At 65.6% G+C, this 19,281-nt stretch carries 19 protein-coding genes; 12 read left to right on the top strand and 7 right to left on the bottom strand.

The window, feature by feature from the left end; genetic code table 11:
• Positions 1–7: 7 nt before the first annotated feature.
• The 12 genes from hutH to ASE52_RS07255 all read left to right on the top strand — a co-directional run bounded on the left by hutH (position 8) and on the right by ASE52_RS07255 (position 12,200).
• A complete protein-coding gene (gene hutH, locus ASE52_RS07310; RefSeq protein WP_057224814.1) occupies positions 8–1,549 on the top strand; it encodes a histidine ammonia-lyase in 1,542 nt (513 codons plus the stop codon).
• A gap of 161 nt (positions 1,550–1,710) precedes the next feature.
• Positions 1,711–3,447: a urocanate hydratase gene (hutU, locus tag ASE52_RS07305; protein WP_057224812.1), complete on the top strand. Its 1,737-nt coding sequence runs from the start codon at positions 1,711–1,713 to the stop codon at positions 3,445–3,447.
• A 106-nt stretch (positions 3,448–3,553) separates the two neighbouring features.
• Positions 3,554–4,300 carry an IclR family transcriptional regulator gene (locus tag ASE52_RS07300; RefSeq protein ID WP_241776937.1) on the top strand — a complete coding sequence of 249 codons (747 nt, stop codon included), beginning with the start codon at positions 3,554–3,556 and terminating at the stop codon, positions 4,298–4,300.
• A gap of 30 nt (positions 4,301–4,330) precedes the next feature.
• Positions 4,331–5,080 carry a glutamine ABC transporter substrate-binding protein gene (locus ASE52_RS07295; RefSeq protein WP_010465677.1) on the top strand — a complete coding sequence of 250 codons (750 nt, stop codon included), beginning with the start codon at positions 4,331–4,333 and terminating at the stop codon, positions 5,078–5,080.
• Positions 5,081–5,109: 29 nt separating this feature from the next.
• Entirely contained in the window at positions 5,110–5,778 is a 669-nt protein-coding gene (locus tag ASE52_RS07290) for an amino acid ABC transporter permease (RefSeq protein WP_010465675.1), read from the top strand.
• A complete protein-coding gene (locus ASE52_RS07285; RefSeq protein ID WP_277814399.1) occupies positions 5,775–6,569 on the top strand; it encodes an amino acid ABC transporter ATP-binding protein in 795 nt (264 codons plus the stop codon). Before ASE52_RS07290 ends, ASE52_RS07285 begins: the two co-directional genes overlap by 4 nt.
• 58 nt (positions 6,570–6,627) lie before the next feature.
• Complete coding sequence (locus tag ASE52_RS07280; RefSeq protein WP_057224808.1) at positions 6,628–7,515, top strand: phytanoyl-CoA dioxygenase family protein; 888 nt, start codon at positions 6,628–6,630, stop codon at positions 7,513–7,515.
• The gene (locus ASE52_RS07275; RefSeq protein ID WP_241776936.1) at positions 7,515–8,153 is read left to right on the top strand and encodes a HutD family protein; all 639 of its coding nucleotides are present in this window, start codon (positions 7,515–7,517) and stop codon (positions 8,151–8,153) included. The genes ASE52_RS07280 and ASE52_RS07275 overlap by 1 nt, the downstream gene beginning before the upstream one ends.
• A gap of 88 nt (positions 8,154–8,241) precedes the next feature.
• Positions 8,242–9,576 (top strand): imidazolonepropionase, encoded by a 1,335-nt coding sequence (gene hutI / locus ASE52_RS07270; protein WP_057225294.1) that lies wholly within the window; start codon positions 8,242–8,244, stop codon positions 9,574–9,576.
• Positions 9,566–10,963 (top strand): formimidoylglutamate deiminase, encoded by a 1,398-nt coding sequence (locus tag ASE52_RS07265; protein WP_057224807.1) that lies wholly within the window; start codon positions 9,566–9,568, stop codon positions 10,961–10,963. The genes hutI and ASE52_RS07265 overlap by 11 nt, the downstream gene beginning before the upstream one ends.
• Positions 10,964–10,992: 29 nt before the next feature.
• Complete coding sequence (gene hutG, locus ASE52_RS07260; RefSeq protein ID WP_057224806.1) at positions 10,993–11,814, top strand: N-formylglutamate deformylase; 822 nt, start codon at positions 10,993–10,995, stop codon at positions 11,812–11,814.
• 176 nt (positions 11,815–11,990) lie between these two features.
• Entirely contained in the window at positions 11,991–12,200 is a 210-nt protein-coding gene (locus ASE52_RS07255) for a hypothetical protein (protein WP_010465662.1), read from the top strand.
• Between the two features lie 36 nt (positions 12,201–12,236).
• Here the strand turns inward: ASE52_RS07255 and asd are convergent, their stop codons facing one another.
• The 7 genes from asd to ASE52_RS07220 all read right to left on the bottom strand — a co-directional run bounded on the left by asd (position 12,237) and on the right by ASE52_RS07220 (position 18,561).
• On the bottom strand, positions 12,237–13,088 hold the full coding sequence (asd, locus tag ASE52_RS07250; protein WP_057224805.1) for an archaetidylserine decarboxylase: 852 nt from the start codon (positions 13,086–13,088) through the stop codon (positions 12,237–12,239).
• Positions 13,089–13,151: 63 nt separating this feature from the next.
• The gene (locus tag ASE52_RS07245) at positions 13,152–13,865 is read right to left on the bottom strand and encodes an ABC transporter ATP-binding protein (RefSeq protein WP_057224802.1); all 714 of its coding nucleotides are present in this window, start codon (positions 13,863–13,865) and stop codon (positions 13,152–13,154) included.
• A 1-nt stretch (position 13,866) separates the two neighbouring features.
• Positions 13,867–14,640, bottom strand: a complete 774-nt coding sequence (locus ASE52_RS07240; RefSeq protein ID WP_057224800.1) for an ABC transporter ATP-binding protein — start codon at positions 14,638–14,640, stop codon at positions 13,867–13,869.
• Positions 14,633–15,631: a branched-chain amino acid ABC transporter permease gene (locus tag ASE52_RS07235; RefSeq protein WP_010465654.1), complete on the bottom strand. Its 999-nt coding sequence runs from the start codon at positions 15,629–15,631 to the stop codon at positions 14,633–14,635. Before ASE52_RS07235 ends, ASE52_RS07240 begins: the two co-directional genes overlap by 8 nt.
• Before the next feature lie 58 nt (positions 15,632–15,689).
• Positions 15,690–16,553, bottom strand: coding sequence for a branched-chain amino acid ABC transporter permease (locus ASE52_RS07230; protein ID WP_010465652.1), 864 nt, complete (start codon positions 16,551–16,553; stop codon positions 15,690–15,692).
• 21 nt (positions 16,554–16,574) lie between these two features.
• The gene (locus tag ASE52_RS07225) at positions 16,575–17,216 is read right to left on the bottom strand and encodes a LysE family translocator (protein WP_010465650.1); all 642 of its coding nucleotides are present in this window, start codon (positions 17,214–17,216) and stop codon (positions 16,575–16,577) included.
• A gap of 157 nt (positions 17,217–17,373) precedes the next feature.
• Positions 17,374–18,561, bottom strand: coding sequence for an ABC transporter substrate-binding protein (locus ASE52_RS07220; protein WP_057224798.1), 1,188 nt, complete (start codon positions 18,559–18,561; stop codon positions 17,374–17,376).
• Positions 18,562–19,281: the final 720 nt, after the last annotated feature.

The following is a 19,281-nucleotide window of genomic DNA, read 5'->3' as shown; positions in this document are numbered from 1 at the left end:
CAACGCCATGACAAAAACCACCACTTCATCTCTGACCCTGCACCCCGGCCATGTGTCGCTGGCTGCGCTGCGCAGCATCTACGCCGCGCCCGTGCAGCTGTCGCTCGACCCGTCCGCACGCGCGCTCATGCAAGCATCGCTGGCCACGGTGCAGCGCATCGTGGACGAAGACCAGGTGGTCTACGGCATCAACACCGGCTTCGGCAAGCTCGCCAGCACCAAGATCGCCCATGAGCGCCTGGCCGAACTGCAGCGCAATCTGGTGCTGTCGCACAGCGTGGGCACGGGCGATGCGCTTGCGGACGATGTGGTGCGCCTCATCCTGGCGACCAAGGCCATCAGCCTGGCGCGCGGGCACTCCGGCATCCGGCCCGAGATCGTGGATGCGCTGCTGGCCATGGCCAATGCCAACGTGCTGCCCGTGATCCCGGCCAAGGGCTCGGTGGGCGCGTCGGGCGACCTGGCGCCACTGGCTCACCTGGCCTGCGTGCTGATCGGCGAAGGGCAGGCCAAGGTCAACGGCACGGTGGTGTCCGGGGCCGAGGCCATGCGCTCCATCGGCCTGGCGCCGTTCGTGCTGGGCCCCAAGGAGGGGCTGGCGCTGCTCAACGGCACGCAGGTGTCCACCTCGCTCGCGCTGGCTGGGCTGTTCGGCGCAGAGAGCGTGTTCGCGGCCGCGCTGGTGGCAGGCTGCCTGTCGCTCGAAGCCATCAAGGGCTCGGTCAAACCGTTCGACGCACGCATTCACGAAGCGCGTGGCCAGGCCGGGCAGATCGCCGTGGCGGCCGCGGTGCGCGCGCTGCTGGACGGCAGCGCCATCGACACCTCGCACCCGAACTGCGGCCGCGTGCAGGACCCGTACTCCATCCGCTGCGTGCCGCAGGTGATGGGCGCGTGCCTTGACAACCTGCACCACGCCGCGCGCGTGCTGACCATCGAGGCGAACGCGGCATCCGACAACCCGCTCGTGTTCGACAACGGGGACGTCATCTCCGGCGGCAACTTCCACGCCGAGCCCGTGGCCTTTGTGGCCGACATCATCGCGCTGGCCGTGGCCGAGATCGGCGCCATCTCCGAGCGCCGCCTGTCGCTGCTGCTCGACCCGGGCCTCTCGGGCCTGCCGGCCTTCCTGATCCGCGACAGCGGCGTGAACTCGGGCTTCATGATCGCGCAGGTCACCGCCGCCGCGTTGGCGGCCGAGAACCAGTGCCTGGCCAACCCCAGCAGCGTGACCAGCCTGCCCACATCGGCCAACCAGGAAGACCACGTCTCCATGGCCACCTACGGCGCGCGGCGCCTGGGCGACATGGTGCGCAATGCGGCGGTGATGGTGGGCATCGAGGCCATGGCCGCTGCCCAGGGCATGGAGTTTGACCGCGCGATCAAGAGCTCTGCCTTGATCGAAGACCAGTTCACCGCCATCCGCCAGCGTGTGGCCTACCTGGAGCAAGACCGCTACCTCGCCACCGACATCGAAGCCATGCGCGACTGGGCCCAGCAGTCTGCTTGGCCCGCAGCGCTGACGCAGTGCCTGCCCAGCTTCGCTTGAGCCCCATGCGCGGATCCACCCCCCACACCGTTCGGGCTGAGCCTGTCGAAGCCAGGGCCCTCCCTGTGCAAGCCCTTCGACAAGCTCAGGGCGAACGGGGTGGGTGACCGTTTCCGCATCCACATCGATCAACCGCCATCACATTCACCCAGGAGCCCACCATGAACGCCAACGACGCCATCATCGCTGCCGCAGCTTCCACCACCACCCGCACCGACCCGCGCCACGACGCCAGCCGCGTGATCCGCGCGCCGCGCGGCAACCAGCTCACCTGCAAGAGTTGGCTCACCGAGGCGGCCTACCGCATGATCCAGAACAACCTGGACTCCGAAGTGGCCGAGCGCCCGCAGGACCTGGTGGTGTACGGCGGCATCGGCCGCGCCGCGCGCAACTGGGAGTGCTATGACCAGATCCTCGCCTCGCTCAAGGAGCTGAACGACGACGAAACCCTGCTCATCCAGTCCGGCAAGCCCGTGGGCGTGTTCAAGACCCACGCCAACGCGCCCCGCGTGCTGCTGGCCAACTCCAACCTGGTGCCTAAGTGGGCCAACTGGGAGCACTTCAGCGAGCTGGACCAGAAGGGCCTGTTCATGTACGGCCAGATGACCGCCGGCAGCTGGATCTACATCGGCACGCAGGGCATCGTGCAGGGCACCTACGAGACTTTTGCCGAGGCCGGCCGCAAGCACTACGGCGGCTCGCTCGAAGGCAAGTGGATTCTGACTGCGGGCCTGGGCGGCATGGGCGGCGCGCAGCCGCTGGCAGCCACGTTCGCGGGCGCGGTGTCGCTCAACATCGAGTGCCAGCAAAGCAGCATCGACTTTCGCCTGCGCACGCGCTACGTGGACAAGCAGGCGCGCGACATCGACCATGCGTTCGAGCTGATCCAGCAGCACACGGCGGCCAAGGAGGCCATCTCCATCGCGCTGCTGGGCAACGCGGCCGACGTGCTGCCCGAGCTGGTCAAACGCGCCCAGGCCGGCGGCTTGAAGCCCGACCTGGTCACCGACCAGACCTCGGCCCACGACCTCGTCAACGGCTACCTGCCCGCGGGCTGGACGGTGGAGCAGTGGCGCGCCGCGCAGCAGGACGTGACCCAGCACGAAGCCCTGAAGCAGGCCGCAGCCCGCTCGTGCGCCGTGCACGTGCAGGCCATGCTCGACTTCCAGTCCATGGGCATCCCCACGGTGGACTACGGCAACAACATCCGCCAGGTGGCATTCGACGAAGGCGTGGCCAACGCGTTCGACTTCCCTGGCTTCGTACCTGCCTACATCCGCCCCCTGTTCTGCGAAGGCAAGGGTCCATTCCGCTGGGTGGCGCTGTCGGGCGACCCCGAGGACATCCGCAAGACCGACGCCAAGATCAAGGAGCTGTTCCCCGAGAACAAGCACGTGCACCGCTGGCTCGACATGGCGGGCGAGCGCATTGCCTTCCAGGGCCTGCCCGCGCGAATCTGCTGGCTGGGTCTGGGTGAGCGCCACATCGCGGGCCTGGCCTTCAACGAGATGGTCAAGAGCGGTGAGTTGAAGGCTCCCATCGTCATCGGCCGCGACCACCTGGACACGGGCAGCGTGGCCAGCCCCAACCGCGAGACCGAAGCCATGAAGGACGGCACCGATGCCGTGAGCGACTGGCCGCTGCTCAACGCGCTGCTCAATACCTCGGGCGGCGCCACCTGGGTCAGCCTGCACCACGGCGGCGGCGTGGGCATGGGCTACTCGCAGCACTCGGGCATGGTCATCGTGGCCGACGGCACCGACGCCGCGGCCGAGCGCCTGGCGCGCGTGCTGGTCAACGACTGCGGCAGTGGCGTGATGCGGCATGCTGATGCAGGTTACGAGCTGGCGGTGGAAACGGCTAAGAAGCAGGGGCTGAAGCTGCCGATGGTGAAGTAGTCCGAAGAAAGTGAGGGAATGACAGGAATGTGAAAAAGGGAACTGCAATCCCATCAAATGGGAATGCAGGGTAGGAATGTCGCTGCAATACTTTGATACTGAGTCCATGACCGCCCGTGGACTGACCTCCGTTGCCGCCGCCGACCGTGTTCTGCACGTGCTGGCCGTGCTGGCGCAGCATGGTCAGCCCATGTCGGCGGCCGAGCTGGTGGAGGCCACGGGCTTGGCACGCAGCACGTTGTATCGCCAACTGGCGCGGCTCAAGCTGTGGGGCTTTGTGCTGGAGAGCAGCGGGCACTACGCGCCCGGGCCGCTCAGCCTGCAACTGGCCCTGGGCTTTGACATGGCGTCGCACTTGGTGCACCACGCGCGGCCGGACATGCAGGCCCTGGCCCGGCAGTCCCACGAAAGCGTGGGGCTGGTGGTGGCCGTGAACGACAGCGTGGTGTGCCTGGACATGGTGGACAGCACGCAGGCTCTGCGCTGCTCGTTTGAAAAAGGGCGCAGCGTGCCGCTGCGCGCGGGCGCCTCCGCCAAGTGCCTGCTGGCCCATGTGGCCCCGGCCACGCGCAATGCCATTCTGGACCTGCACTACGGTGCAGGCACTGCTGAGCGCCAGGCGGCGCTGACCGAGCTGGACGCCATTGCCAAGGCGGGCTATGCCGTCAGCTCCGGCGAGGTGGATGCCGGTGTCTGGGGCGTCAGCGTGCCGGTGTTCGGCTCTCCCCGGCAGGCTGCCGGGGCCATCACCCTGATGGCCCCGATCTTGCGAGCCCAGGGGCAGGAGGCCGCACTCACCGGCATGGCCGTCGTCGCCGCAGCGCGCATCTCTCGCCAACTCACTTCTCCCTGATTTCCCTCACCCCTCCCCAGGAGCTTTCCCATGAACCTTCGTCGCAACCTTCTTTTGGCCAGCCTGGCCGCCGCAGCCTTTTGCACCACGGGTGCACAGGCCCAGGACAACGTCCTGCGTGTGGGCACCGATGCCACGTTTCCGCCCATGGAGTTTGTCGAGAACGGCAAACGCACGGGCTTCGACATCGAGCTGGTGGAGGCCATTGCCAAGACCATGGGCAAGCAGGTCGAGTGGGTGGACATCGACTTCAAGGGCCTGATTCCCGGCCTGATTTCTAAGCGTTTTGACATGGCGGTCTCGGCCATCTACATCACCGACGAGCGTAAGAAGGTGGTGGACTTCACCGACTCCTACTATGCCGGCGGCCTGGTGGTGATGGTGAAGGCCGACAACAAGGCCATCAACAAGCTGGCCGACCTGGACGGCAAGAAGGTCAGCGTGCAGGTGGGCACCAAGTCGGTGGCGTACCTGACCGAGAAATTCCCCAAGGTGCAGCGTGTCGAGGTCGAAAAGAACCAGGAGATGTTCAACCTGGTGGACATCGGCCGCGCCGACGCTGCCGTGACCGGCAAGCCCGCCGCGTTCCAGTATGTGCGCACCCGTCCTGGCCTGCGCGTGCTCGACGAGCAGCTCACCACCGAAGAGTACGGCATGGCCCTGCGCAAGGACACGCCTGAGCTGACGAAGGCCGTCAACGGTGCCATCACCAAGCTCAAGGCGGACGGCACCTATGCTGCCATCGTCAAGAAGTGGTTCAGCAACAGCGCTGCCAAGTAAACCGCAGCCACACGTTGCCGAACTGAGCCATGGAACTCGATTTTTCTCCTGTCTGGGCCGGGCTGCCCCAGTTGCTGGCGGGCGCGCTGGTCACTGTGGAAATCACGGCCGCCTCGCTGCTGCTGGGCTGTGTCATGGGCCTCCTGGTAGGCATTGGCCGCCTGAACCCCAAGCGCCGGGTGGTCTACGCCCTGTGCACTGCCTACGTGGCCGCGATCCGTGGCACGCCGCTGCTGGTGCAGCTGTTCATCCTGTTCTTTGGCCTGCCGCAGTTCGGCATCCTGCTGCCCGCTTTTGTGTGCGGCGTGATTGGCCTGGGCATCTACTCGGGCGCCTATGTGTCCGAGGTGGTGCGCGGCGCCATTCAGTCCATCGACAAGGGACAGATGGAGGCGGCGCGCTCCATCGGCATGTCGTCGGGCCTGGCCATGCGCACCGTGGTGCTGCCGCAGGCCGTGGTGCGCATGATTCCGCCACTGGGCAATGAGTTCATCGCGCTCATCAAGAACTCGGCGCTGGTGTCGCTGCTCACCATCCACGACCTGATGCACGAAGGGCAGAAGATCATCAGTGTGTCGTACCGCTCGCTGGAGGTGTACCTGGCGATTGCGGTGGTGTATTTCATCCTCACGGGTGTCACTTCGCTGGTGCTGCGACGCATGGAGCTGCGCCTGCGTGCCGGGGGGATGGTGCAATGAAGAAAAATTCTGTGATGATCGGAGCAAGCCCATCCGTCGAGCCCATCGTGCGCATTCGCGGACTGCGCAAGTCGTTTGACAACCATGTGGTGCTGAACGGCATCGACTTTGACGTGCTGCCGTCGCAGGTGGTGGTGGTCATCGGGCCCAGCGGCTCGGGCAAGAGCACTTTCCTGCGCTGCTGCAACGGACTGGAGCAGCCCGAAGGCGGCACGGTCGAGATCTGTGGCCGCACGCTGGTGCAGGACGGCCGCATGCTGCCCGATCATGACCTGAACGCCCTGCGCGAAGAGGTGGGCATGGTGTTCCAGTCGTTCAACCTGTTTCCGCACCTGTCGGTGCTCGACAACGTCACGCTGGGCCCGCGCAAGCTGCGCGGCCTCTCGCGCAAGGAGGCCGACGAGCGCGCACAGGCCCTGCTGACCAAGGTGGGCCTGGTGCACAAGGCTTTGGCCATGCCAGCAAGCCTGTCGGGCGGGCAAAAGCAGCGTGTGGCCATTGCCCGCGCGCTGGCCATGGAGCCGCGTGTGATGCTGTTCGACGAGCCCACGTCGGCGCTGGACCCGGAACTGGTGGGCGAGGTGCTGCAGGTCATGAAGCTGCTGGCCAGCGAAGGCATGACCATGATGGTGGTCACGCACGAGATGGACTTTGCACGCGAGGTGGGCGATGTGGTCGTGGTGATGGACGGCGGCGGCATCATTGAGGCGGGCGTGCCCGCCACCATCTTCACCAACCCCACGCAGGAGCGCACGCGCTCCTTCCTGCAGGCCGTGCTCACGCGCGCCTGAGGCTGGGTGTGGCGTGGTGCACGACAACGGTCAACAACACAACAGGAGACAAGCCCGCATGCCCCCGCTATCACCCGCCATGGACCAGCGCTTGCAAGAGCGCTTTCACCAGCGTTTGCAGGCACGCCTGACCGCAGACGACATTGCCCGCTTCGACCGCGACGGCGCGTTGTGCATCAAGCAGCTGCTCACGCCCGAAGAGGTAGCGCTGCTGCGTGAGGGCATCGACGCCAACCTGGCCGCGCCCAGCCCGCGCGCCAAGGTGGCCAGCCGGCCCGATGACCCGGGCCGGTTCTTCGAGGACTTTTGCAACTGGCAGGACATTCCGCAGTTCGGCCGCTTTGTGCACGAGACGCCGCTGGCCCTGGCCGCGCAGCGCCTCATGCAGTCGCGCACCGTGCGGCTGTACCACGACCATGTGCTGGTGAAGGAGCCGGGCACGCGCCAGCGCACGCCCTGGCACCAGGACCAGCCTTACTACAACATCGACGGCCAGCAGAACATCAGCATGTGGATTCCGGTCGATCCAGTGTCGCGCGCGGCCACGCTCGAATTTGTGGCCGGTTCGCACAAGGGCCCCTGGCTCATGCCGCGCACCTTCATGGACAACCAGGCGAAGTGGTTCCCCGAAGGCAGCCTGCAAGATTTGCCCGATGTCGAGGCCGACCGCGACGCCTTCCCCATCGTGGGCTGGGAGATCGAGCCGGGCGACGTGGTGTGTTTTCACATGCTCACGCTGCATGCGGCGGGTGGGGTAGAGGGCACTAACCGCCGCCGCGTGTTTTCGGTGCGCTTTCTGGGTGACGACACGCGCCATGCGCCCCGGCCGTGGAAGACTTCGCCTGAGTTTCCGGGCCTGGCTGGCGAGTTGCCCGCTGGCGCGGAGATGGACCACCCGCTGTTTCCGCTGCTGGTCACAGGTGCAGGGCAGATAGCAACATCATGATGAACACGACAACAACGATGGTGATGAACTTCTTTGACCTGGCCATTACTCCGAGTACGCCCTGGAAGAACGGCGGTGGCAGCACGCAGGAGCTGGCCTGCTGGCCCCCCGGTGCGGACATGAACGGCTTTGAGTGGCGCGTGAGCCTGGCCACGGTGGACCGGCCCGGTCCGTTCTCCGTGTTCCCGGGCATTGACCGCCAGATCATGCTGCTGGGCGGCGACGGCCTGCACTTGCGCAGCCCTGGCTGGGAGCACCGGCTGGACCAGCGCTGGCAGCCGTTTGCTTTCTCGGGCGACGACGCGGTGGACGGCGCCATGCTGGGGGGCACGTCCAAGGATTTCAACCTCATGCTGCGCCGCGGCGTATGGCAGGGCGCGCTGCGGGTGGTCGGTGATGACCAGGCGCTTGGGGGCGCTGCCGCTGGCTTTTGCATGGCGCTGCACGGCGACTGGCAATGGTTGGACGCGCAGGGCGGCAATCACCGCGTGCTGCGGGCCGGGCAGGGCTTCTGGTGGGCTGGCGAAGCGGGGTCGGTGCAAGGGCTCCTTGCGCCCGTGCACGCCGGCAGCGCGGCCGGCGCCCCCGCCTTGGTGTGGATAGCGCTGGAGCACAGCTCCGGCGAAAAATATGAATAAAAATGGCCCATGGCGCTTGATGGATAAGCGCTAGCAGCTATTTTTTTTGTAGCAATTGACACCCATGATTTCTTCGGTAGACAAAGACATGCAACCTCCACACACCCGTGCGTCGCTCCCCGGCAGCACCAACAGCGCCAACAGCGTCGACAGCCCTCGCAGCGCTGATGGCATATGGGTGAACCTGAAGCCCGTGCCAGGCCTTGCCGTGGCCGACGTGCCCGTGTCCGAGGGAGAGCCTATCTGCGTGGTGGTGCAGGGTGGCAGCATGGCCTGGGTGGGGCCCGAAGCACAGCTGCCTGCCGACTACCAGGCCCTGCGCCGTTGGAACGCACAGGGCGCCCTGGCCACGCCCGGCCTCGTGGACTGCCACACCCACCTGGTCTATGGCGGCCAGCGGGCCAACGAATTCGCCATGCGACTGGCGGGCGCCACGTACGAAGAAGTGGCCAAGGCCGGCGGTGGCATCGTGTCGTCCGTCAAGGCCACGCGCGAGGCGTCCGAAGACGAACTCTTCGCCCTCGCAGCACCCCGCCTGCAAGCCCTGCTCGACGAAGGCGTCTGCGCCATCGAGATCAAGTCCGGCTACGGCCTGGCGCTGGAGCACGAGCGCAAGCAACTGCGCGTGGCCCGCCGCCTGGGCGAGGCCTTCGGGGTGACGGTGCGCACCACCTTCCTCGGCGCACATGCCCTGCCGCCCGAATACGCAGGCCGCAGTGGCGACTACACCGACCTGGTCTGCCAGGAGATGATGCCCGCGCTCGCGGCCGAAGGCCTGGTCGATGCGGTGGACGTGTTCTGCGAACGCATCGCCTTCACGCTGGCCGAAACGGAGCAGGTGTTCCAGGCGGCGCAAAAGCTCGGCCTTCCGCCCAAGCTGCATGCCGAGCAGCTCTCCGACATGGGCGGCGCGGCCCTGGCCGCGCGCTACGGCGCGCTGTCGTGCGACCACATCGAGCACCTGTCGCAGGACGGCATCGCCGCCATGAAGGCCGCCGGCACCGTGGCCGTGCTGCTGCCCGGCGCCTACTACACGCTGCGCGACACGCACCTGCCGCCCATCGCGCAGCTGCGGGAAGCCGGCGTGCCCATGGCGGTGTCCACCGACCACAACCCCGGCACCTCGCCCGCGCTCAGCCTGCTGCTCATGGCCAACATGGCGTGCACGCTGTTTCGCCTGACGGTGCCCGAGGCCTTGGCCGGCATCACCACGCATGCCGCGCGCGCGCTGGGCCTGCAGGACACGCACGGCCTTATCGCCGCCGGCCGGCCCGCCCACTTCGTTCTGTGGCCGCTGGGTGACGCGGCCGAGCTGGCCTACTGGTACGGCCACAAGCCCGCCTGCACCATCGTGCGGCAGGGGGGCGTGGCGGCCGACGGCCTGGGCATCCACACGCATCAGGAGACACTCCATGGCGCTTGACGCACCGCACAGCCTTTTCGCCGCCGATGCGCTGCTGCCCACCGGCTGGGCGCGCAACGTGCTGTTGCAGTGGGATGGGGCAGGGCGCTTCACCCACATCGCCACCGATGCTGCAGCGCCCGCGGGCACGCCGGTGGCTGCGGGCCCGGTGGCCCCCGGCATGCCCAACCTGCATTCGCACGCGTTCCAGCGCGCGTTCGCGGGCCTGACGGAATACCGCGGCGAAAGCCAGGACAGCTTTTGGAGCTGGCGCAACCTGATGTACCGCTTTGCCGCACGCATCACGCCCGAGTCGCTGGAGGCCATCGCCACCTGGCTCTATGTGGAGATGCTGGAGGCGGGCTACACCTCGGTGTGCGAGTTCCACTACGTGCACCACGATCAGGACGGCACGCCGTATGCCGACGACGCCACTCTGTCGCTGGCCCTGCTGCGCGCGGCGCGCAACGCGGGCATCGGCATCACGCTGCTGCCGGTGCTGTATCAGACCAGCGGCTTTGGCGCCAAGCCGCCGCGGGCGGACCAGGCCCGCTTCATCCGCAGCACGGACAACATGCTCTCCTTGTTGGAGCGCCTCGCGCCCGCTGCACAAGCGCAAGGGGCCGGTCTGGGCCTGGCGCCGCACTCGCTGCGCGCCGTGCCGCCGGACAGCCTGCGTGCCGCCGTGCAGGGCCTCACCGCCCTGAACCCGCAGGCGCCCATCCACATCCATATCGCCGAGCAGACGCAGGAGGTCGACGACTGCATCTCCTGGAGCGGCCAGCGCCCCGTGCAGTGGCTGCTCGACCACGCCCCGGTGGACGCACGCTGGTGCCTGGTGCATGCCACGCACATGACGGTGGATGAATACGCAGCCGCCGCGCGCACCGGTGCCGTGGCCGGCATCTGCCCCACGACCGAAGCCAATTTGGGCGATGGCATCTTCGACATGCCACTGTGGTTAAAACATGGCGGCCGCTGGGGCGTGGGCTCGGACAGCCACGCTTGCGTGAATGCGGCCGAAGAGCTGCTGATGCTCGAGTACGGCCAGCGCCTGTCGCGCCGCCAGCGCAACGTGCTGGCCAGTAGCACCCAGGCCGAGGTGGCGACCGCTATGACGCTGCAGGCTGTGGCCGGTGGTGCGCAGGCTTCGGGCCGCGCCGTCAAGGGACTTGCCGTGGGCCAGCAGGCCGATCTGGTGGTGTTGGACGCGCAGCATGTGGCGCTGCGCGACCTGCCCGCGCACAGCATGTTGTCGGCCCATGTGTTCGGCAGCCACCGCACCTCGGCCATCGACAGCCTGTGGGTGGCCGGCGTGCGCCGCGTGTCCGACGGCCAGCACACGCTTCACGAATCCGCAGCCAATGCCTTTGTGGCTGCCCGGACGGCCACCATCGCGCCGGACTGAGCTGTCTTTGTCTTATTTCTGAACCCGCCATGACCGAAAAAAATATACCGCCCCCGTTTGTCTTTCACCAAGGCACGCAGCCGCTGCTGATCTCCATGCCCCATGCCGGCACCTATGTGCCCCCGGCGCTGGCAGCGCGATTTACCGAGGATGCCCGCCATGTGCCCGACACCGACTGGCACATGGGCCGGCTGTATGGGTTTGCCAAGGACCTGGGCGCGTCCATCCTGGTGGCCACGCACTCGCGTTATGTGGTCGATCTGAACCGCCCGCCCGACGGCGCCAGCCTGTACCCCGGCCAGAGCGTCACCGGCCTGTGCCCGGTCGACACCTTTGACGACACGCCCATCTATGCCAACGGTGATGTGCCCGATGACGCAGAAGTTGCTGCGCGGCGTGATGCAGTCTGGGCGCCGTACCACGCGCAACTGCGTACCGAGTTGGATCGCATCCGCGCCCAACACGGTGTGGCGGTGTTGTGGGACGCCCATTCGATCCGCTCGGTGTTGCCCCGCTTTTTTGAAGGCAAGCTGCCGGACCTGAACCTGGGCACGGCCAATGGTGAAAGCTGCGACCCCGCACTGGCACAGCAGCTGCTGTCCATTGCAAAGGAAGCCAGTGGCTATACCGCCGTGCTCAATGGCCGCTTCAAGGGCGGGCACATCACGCGGCACTATGGCCAGCCGGGGCAGGGCGTACACGCGATCCAGCTGGAGATGACGCAGTGCAGTTACATGCAGGAGGTCTTGCCGTTTGACTACCTGCCCGAGGTGGCGGCGCGCGTGCAGCCGCACCTGGAGCGCATGCTGCGGGCCGTGCTCGCTTTTGCGGCTTCACATGGTGGGCGGTGATTCATCGCGCGTGCCATGGGGATGTTGATATTGCTCAATTTTTTGTAGCGGCCGGTCCAGTGCGGCCAAGCTTTGATGCTAGTATGGATTGAGCGGTCCCTCCACGGGATCGTCGGGCGGGCGCTTCTTGTTTTCAGCCCCACCCTGCCAGCCAATGCGGAAGGAGCCGCAGCCCCATGGACCCAGCGGCTTATTACTACATGCCCCTTTTCAAGCCCGGTGCCTCCGTGCAATGGGGGCAACGGCGCGAGACGGTCAGCCATGTGGTGGTGCGCCGCAATGCGCTCATGATCTACTTGGTGGGCCTGGATTCGCCCGTGCACCCGGACTCCCTCCAGGTGGAGCCCACGGCTTTTCACCTCACACGCGTTCCCGACAGGTTCTGACAGCAGAAATCCGCCGCACCACGGTGTGCTGAATCTTCACCCCGCCGTGTGCTGCGCCATGGCCTCGCCCAGCTGGATGGGCCTTGTGGGTGCCCACTGCGGGTTGAACTGCAGCGGCCCCGCCGGGAACAGCATGACCACCGTCGAGCCCAGCAGGAAGCGTCCCATTTCTTCGCCCTGCCGCAGGCTCACCTGCCCCTTGGCGTAGTCCCACTGCCGCAGCGTGCCCGTGCGGGGCGGATTCACCTGGCCATGCCACACCGTGGCCATGCTGCCCACAATGGTGGCGCCCACCAGCACCAGTACGAACGGGCCTTGGGCCGATTCAAAAAAGCACACCACGCGCTCATTGCGCGCAAACAGGCCCGGCACGCCACGCGCCGTGGTCGGGTTGACCGAAAACAGATCGCCGGGCACATGCACCATGCGCGTCAACTCGCCCGCGCACGGCATGTGAATGCGGTGGTAGTCGCGCGGGCTCAGGTACAGCGTGGCGAAGTGGCCGTTGTCAAAACGGGCTGCCGCTGCCGCATCGCCACCCACCAGGGCGGTGGTGGAATAGGTGTGGCCCTTGGCCTGGAAGACCTGGTCCTTGGCGATGGGGCCCAACTGGCTGATGGCGCCATCCACCGGGCAGATCAGGTCTGCCGTGGCCAGCGGGCGAGCTCCTGGCCTCAACGCCCTGGTGAAGAAGTCGTTGAACGATGCGTAGCTGGTGATGTCGGGATTGGCCGCCTCGGCCATGTTGACGTTGTAGCGGGCCACAAAACGGCGGATCACCGAGGTGGTCAGGCTGCCCAGCTGGGCCGACGCAAATTTGCCAGCCAGGGTGGTCATTGCCTGCTTGGGCATGAGGTATTGCGGCAGAACTGCCAGGCGATCAGACACGGGCGAACCCCTCGAAGACGAAAGCGAACGATTCTATCGGCGGGGCACCGCCACCCGCATGCTTCATACCCCGAGGTACTGGTCCAGCAGCTGTGGCTGTGCGTGCAGCGCGTCCGAACTGCCCTCGAACACCACTTGGCCCTTGACCAGGATGATGTTGCGGTCGGTGATCTGCGTGACGTGTTTCCAGTTCTTGTCCACGATCACGCTGCTGATGCCACTGTCCTTGATGAGGCTGCAGATGCGCCATATCTCGCGGGCGATCAGCGGGGCCAGGCCCTCGGTCGCTTCGTCGAGGATGAGCACATCCGGGTTGGTCATCAACGCGCGGCCAATGGTCAGCATCTGCTGCTCGCCGCCGCTGAGTTGCTGGCCGCCGTGGCCCAGGCGTTCCTTCAGGCGCGGAAATGTCTCCAGCACCCGGTCATAGGTCCAGTCGCGCTGGCCACGTGTACCTGCGCGCGCCGCCATCTGCAGGTTCTCGACCACGCTGAGGTTGCCGAAGATGCCGCGGCCTTCGGGCACGTAGGCGATGCCCAACCGGGCGACCTCGTAGGGCGGTTTGCCGGTCATGTTGCGGCCTGACACCGTCACGCTGCCCGAGCGCGGCTTGACGAGCCCCATGAGCGACTTGAGCAAGGTGCTCTTGCCCATGCCGTTGCGGCCCATGAGGCCGATGGTTTCCCCCTGGCCCACCGTAAAGTCCACGCCATGCAGGATGTGGCTGCTGCCGTAGAAAGTGTGGATGCCACGGGCATCAATCCATGGAGTGCTCATCTCAGTGATCCTCCCCCAGGTAGGCGGCTTGCACCGTGGCATCGGCGCGCACCTCGGGCGGTGTGCCATGGGCGATCACTTCACCATTGACCATCACGGTGAGGAGGTCGGCCAGTGCAAACACGGCGTCCATGTCGTGCTCCACCAGCATGATGGCGTGGGCGGGCTTGAGGCGCTGCAGCAGCTCCACTATGCGTTCCGCCTCAGCCACGCCCATGCCGGCCAGTGGCTCGTCGAGCAGCAACACCTGCGGCTCGGTGGCCAGGGTCATCGCAATTTCGAGCTGGCGCTGCTCGCCGTGGCTCATGGCGCCGGCAATGGCTGTGCGCCGGTCTTTCAAGCCGGAAAGCTCGATAGCGCTTTCCAGTCTTGCGTTGGTAGCTCTGTTTTTGATAGTGTTTGCACGCGTGTCCTTCCACCAGCGCAGCGGGTTCCAGGGCTGCTGTGGGTCTCGGGACTGCGCGGCCAGGCGCACGTTTTCATGCACGGTAAGCGGCAAGAAGATGTTGGTCTTCTGGTAGCTGCGGCCCAGTCCCTGGCGCGAGATGCGTTCGGGTGCCCAGCCGGTCACGTCGGAGCTCCCAAGCTGCACCTGCCCCGAACTGGGTGGAAGGTCGCCCGATAGCAGGTTGGTAAGCGTGGACTTGCCCGCGCCGTTGGGGCCGATCACGGCATGGATCTGACCACGCCACAGGTCCAGCGATACGCCGTTGACGGCGGCCAGGCCTCCGAAGCGTTTGGTGAGCTGGCGGGCCGAGAGCAGGGCGTCAGCCATGGTGTGGGTCCTCCTGCGCCTTGGCGGCCCGGCGCTGCCCCAGCATGCCCAGCAGCCCGCGCGGCGCGGCCACCACCACCAGCACGATGAAGCTGCCCATCAGCAGTTGCCAGTGTTTGGTGATGTCCTTGAATACATGCAACAGATACTCGAAGGCAAAGGCGCCCACGATCGCCCCGGCAAAATTGCCCATGCCGCCCAGGATGATCATCATGATGGCGTGGGCGCTCATGTGAAAGCCCATCAGCTCCGGGTTCACATAGCCCGTCTGCGCGCCCCACAGGTAGCCCGCCAGCCCCGCGAGCGCACCCGCCACGGTGAAGGCGGTGAGCTTGTAGCCGCGTGTGCCAAAGCCCATGGCGCGCATCCGGTGCTCGTTGATGCGGATGCCTGACAGTGCGCGGCCCAGCGGGCTCCAGAGCAGGCGGCGCAGCAGCACATAGACGATCACTACCAGCGCAAGCGTGAAGTAGTAGAAGGTCTTGCGGCCTTCCAGGTCGAACGGCAGCCAGCCGAAGATGGAGGCGTCGGGCCGGAAGTTGATGTACAGGCCGTCCGAGCCGCCCAGCACCTTGTTGTCGAAGAACAGATAGAACACCATCTGTGCGAACGCCATGGTGACCATGATGAAGTAGATGCCGTGCGTGCGCACCACGAAGAAACCGATGATCAGGGCCACCAGTCCGGCGCCCACCACCGCCAGGGGCAGCGACCACCACAGGCTCACCGGCGTATCGGCGGGCGTGAGAAAGGCCAGCGCATAGCCCGCCACGCCAAAGTAGGCGGCATGGCCCAGCGACACCAGGCCGGTCACGCCCTGCAGCAGATCGAGGCTCATCGCGAAGATGGCCATGATCATCATGCGTGTGACCATCTGCACGTAGAAGTCGCTGCCGACCACCGGGAACAGCAGCAGCGCCGCCAGCCCCAGTGCCAGGGAAAACTGCACGCTGCGCGGCAGCACCTCGATATTGGCGCGCGGGGTGCTCATAGGTGGCCGCCGGGCTGCGAAGCGTGTGGTGCGCGCGAAGTGACAAGCATCGGGGTCATCATTGTTTAAAGAGGCCTTCGGGTTTCCACAGCAGCACGGCTGCCATCAGCATGTAGACCAGCATCCCGGCCATCGATGGCAGCAACACCTTGCCAAAGGTATCCACCAGCCCCACGAGCAGGGCGGAGATCAGCGCACCACGCACGGAACCGATGCCCCCGATCACCACCACCACAAAACACATGATGAGCACGGACGACCCCATGTTGGGATAGACGCTGGATACCGGCGCGGCCACCATGCCTGCGACGGCCGCCAGGCCCACGCCCAGGGCAAAGACGATGGCGTGGATCAGCTTGATGTTCACCCCCAGCGACTCGGCCATGTCGCGGTTGAAGGCTCCGGCACGGATCTTCATGCCCAGCCGTGTTTTGGAGATCAGCAGATACAGGCCCAGCGCCAGCGCCATACAGACGCCTGAGATGAACAGCCGGTAGACCGGGTAAGAGAGGGTGTCGGTAAGCGGAATGGACCAGTCCAGCATCGCGGGGATCGGGACGCCGTGCACGTCGTCGCCCCAGAGGATGGAACGGAGCTCTTCAAAGATGTAGATGAGACCGAAGGTCAGCAGCACCTGATCCAGGTGGTCACGATGGTAGAAGTGGCGAAACAGCAGCCATTCCAGCGCGAGGCCAAACACCACTGCCAGCACAGCCCCGCCCAGGATGGCGAGCGTGAGGCTGCCAAAGTGGCCCGACAGCGAATAGCCCAGGTAGGCCCCCAGCATGTAGAAGCTGCCGTGTGCCAGGTTCACCACGCCCATGATCCCGAAGATCAGCGTAAGGCCGGCAGCCAGCATGAACAACAGCAGCCCGTATTGCACGCTGTTGAGCAGCTGGATCAGGAATGTGGCGAAGTCCATGGTGGGCAAACAGACAGTGGATCAGGTGGCGCGGCGCGTGGCCAGCAGCAGGGTGCCCATCAGCGTGAACAGGCCGCCCGAGATGCGGTTGAACCAGCGCATGCGTGCGCCGGAGCGCAGCACGGGTGCCAAGCGCGCCACGCCCAGCGCACACAGTGTGAGCACCGTGAATTCAAAGGCCACGAAGGTGCTTGCCAGCACGGCAAACTGCGGCGCCCATGCGGCGGTCGGGTCCAGAAACTGGGGAAAAAATGCCGTGAAGAACAGCAGAGCCTTGGGGTTGCTGCCGCCCACGATCAGACCCTGGATGTAGAGCTTGCGTGCGGGCACCACGGCCTTGGCTGGCGTGCCGCTGGCGGGCATCTCGTCAAACACTGTGGTCTTGCTGCGAAACGTCTTGATGCCAAGCCAGATCAGATACGCTGCGCCCGCCGCCTTGAGTACCCAGAAGGCAGTTTCCGATGCCGCCAGCAGCGCCCCCAGGCCCAGGGCCGAGAGCAGCATGGTACCGAGGACTGCTGTCACGCTGCCCGCAGCAGCGGCCAGGGCCTTGCGCGGGCCGTGCTGGAGGGAATTGGTCATGCACATGAGCATCGTCGGGCCGGGCGAAAGAACCAGCAGGGCCACTGCGGCGAGGTAGAGCAGGTAGGTACTGAGCGACATAGGAGGGGATGGGGAAAGCAAGGTGGCCGCAAAGTCCGGGCGCACAGCAGACAGGCCTGCCGTGGCGGCAGTCCATCAGTGCATTGTGTCAAAACCGCGGGGCGAACCGGACCCAAGGTCCAGTGCGCGCCGTGGCCCGGTCAGTGGGGTGGGCGCGTCAGCCCATGCGGCACCCGGCACCGCTGTCGGCCAGGGCCTTGGCGGCAATGCCGATCACCTTGTTTTCCTTGTTTTCTACACGGCGCAGGTAGATGTCCTGCACGGGGTTGTGGGCCTTGCTCATGGTCCACTTGCCGCGTGGGCTGTCGATGGTGGCGCTCTCCATGGCCTTGATGATGGCGGGCTTGGCGGACAGGTCGCCCTTGACGGCGTTGGCCCCTTGCACCAGCAGCAGGCCCGTGTCGTAGCCTTGCACCGCATAGACATCGGGCTGGCTGCGGAAAGCCTTGGCGTACTCGAGGCGGAACTGCTTGTTGCGTGGCGTGTCGAGCGAGTCGCTGTAGTGCATCGTCGTGATGATCCCGTCGGCTGCGGGGCCTGCAGCGTCCAGCACGCCTTCGGTGAGGAAGCCCGAGCCATACAGCGGAATCTTGTCCTTGAGGCCTGCGGCTGCATAGTCGCGGATGAATTTGGCAGCCCCCCCGCCCGCAAAGAAGCAGGCGACGGCGTCAGGCTTGAGGGCGGCAATTTCGGTCAGCAGCGCCTGGAACTCCACGTTGGGGAAGGGCAGGCCCAGTTCCTTCACGATGGTACCGCCCGCTGCGGTGTAGCTTTGCTTGAAGCCTTCGAAGGCCTCGTCCCCTGCTGCGTATTTCCAGGTGATCCACACCGCCTTCTTGTGGCCCTTTTCGACCATGGCCTTGCCCAGGGCCAGCGTGGGCTGGGAATTGCTGAACGAGGTGCGGAACACGTTGGGGGCACACAGTGCGCGCGTGGCGGCATGCACGCCGGCGTTGGGAATCAGATTGAGCACGCCGGTGTCGCGCGCCACCTTCTGGATGCCCATCTGCACGCCCGAATGTACGGTGCCAATCAGCACATCCACCTTGTCGCGCTGCACCAGCTTGCTGGCGTTCTCGACCCCCTTGCTGGGCTCGGATTCGTCATCCACCTTGAACCACTCGATCTCGCGTCCCCCGAGTTTTCCACCCTGCTGGTCGATGGCCAGGCGTACGCCGTTCTCGATGGCTACGCCCAGTTGGGCAAAGGTGCCGGTGTAGGGCAGCATGAAGCCCACGCGCACCTTGCCGCTTTGCGCACGCACGATGGAGGGCAGCAACAGCCCTGTGGATGCGGCGCCCACAAGGGCGGCGCTGCGGCTGATGACGAGGCGGCGGGTGGTCATTGGGCTTGTCTCCTTTGTTTAGGCTTAAAGTAATTTACTGCAAGCATTCGGTGGTGAATACCTATGGGTTACCCGTACCGCAAGGAACGGAGCCCCTGCGTTGAGCGCTGGTTCAAGGCTGCAACCGCGACCTGGTGTGCAGGCGGGTCTGCGAAGACCGGCTCAGACGCAACCGGGCGGGTGCGAAGCTTCGGCGGCGGGTTTTGCAAAAGCGTGTGCATGGATGAGTGTTTTATGAATTAAAGTGCATTTTTTGCATTTTTGTGCAGTATAGATCATGCATTTTTGGCTGTGGGAGGCTATTTAAGCCTTCGATATAAGTAGTTTCGAGCATAGACCGCACCTTGACGGGACAGCGAATGCCATCCGAGCAGAGGGTTTTATTGGGGGAATAGGAGATGTTGCTCCAGGAAAAATGGTGGCTTGGGTGACACTGGAGGCCTGTGGTGCCCCCGGGGAGTCTGCGTATCGCCCTGTTCCAGAGCTGGCGGGCCGCCATGGCCCGTTGCCTCATGCCTCTTTCATCGTCCTCTTCCTCATCGACTCCGTCGTCTTCCCCGTCCGTGCGCGTGCGCCTAGCCCGATGGTTGCGTCATTTTTGGCCGGCACCACTGGGTATTGATGGTCGCGAAAGGCTGCGTTTCATCGTAGGTGCGGTGACCGGTGTGTTGCTGACCGCATTGCTCAGCCGTTGGTGGGCTGGGGGGAGTGACTCGGGTC

The sequence above is a fragment of the Acidovorax sp. Root275 genome (assembly GCF_001428965.1).
In the GTDB taxonomy this organism is placed as follows: domain Bacteria; phylum Pseudomonadota; class Gammaproteobacteria; order Burkholderiales; family Burkholderiaceae_C; genus Acidovorax; species Acidovorax radicis.
The sequence above is the reverse complement of the archived record's forward strand: the minus strand, read 5'-3'. Positions and strand labels throughout refer to the sequence as shown.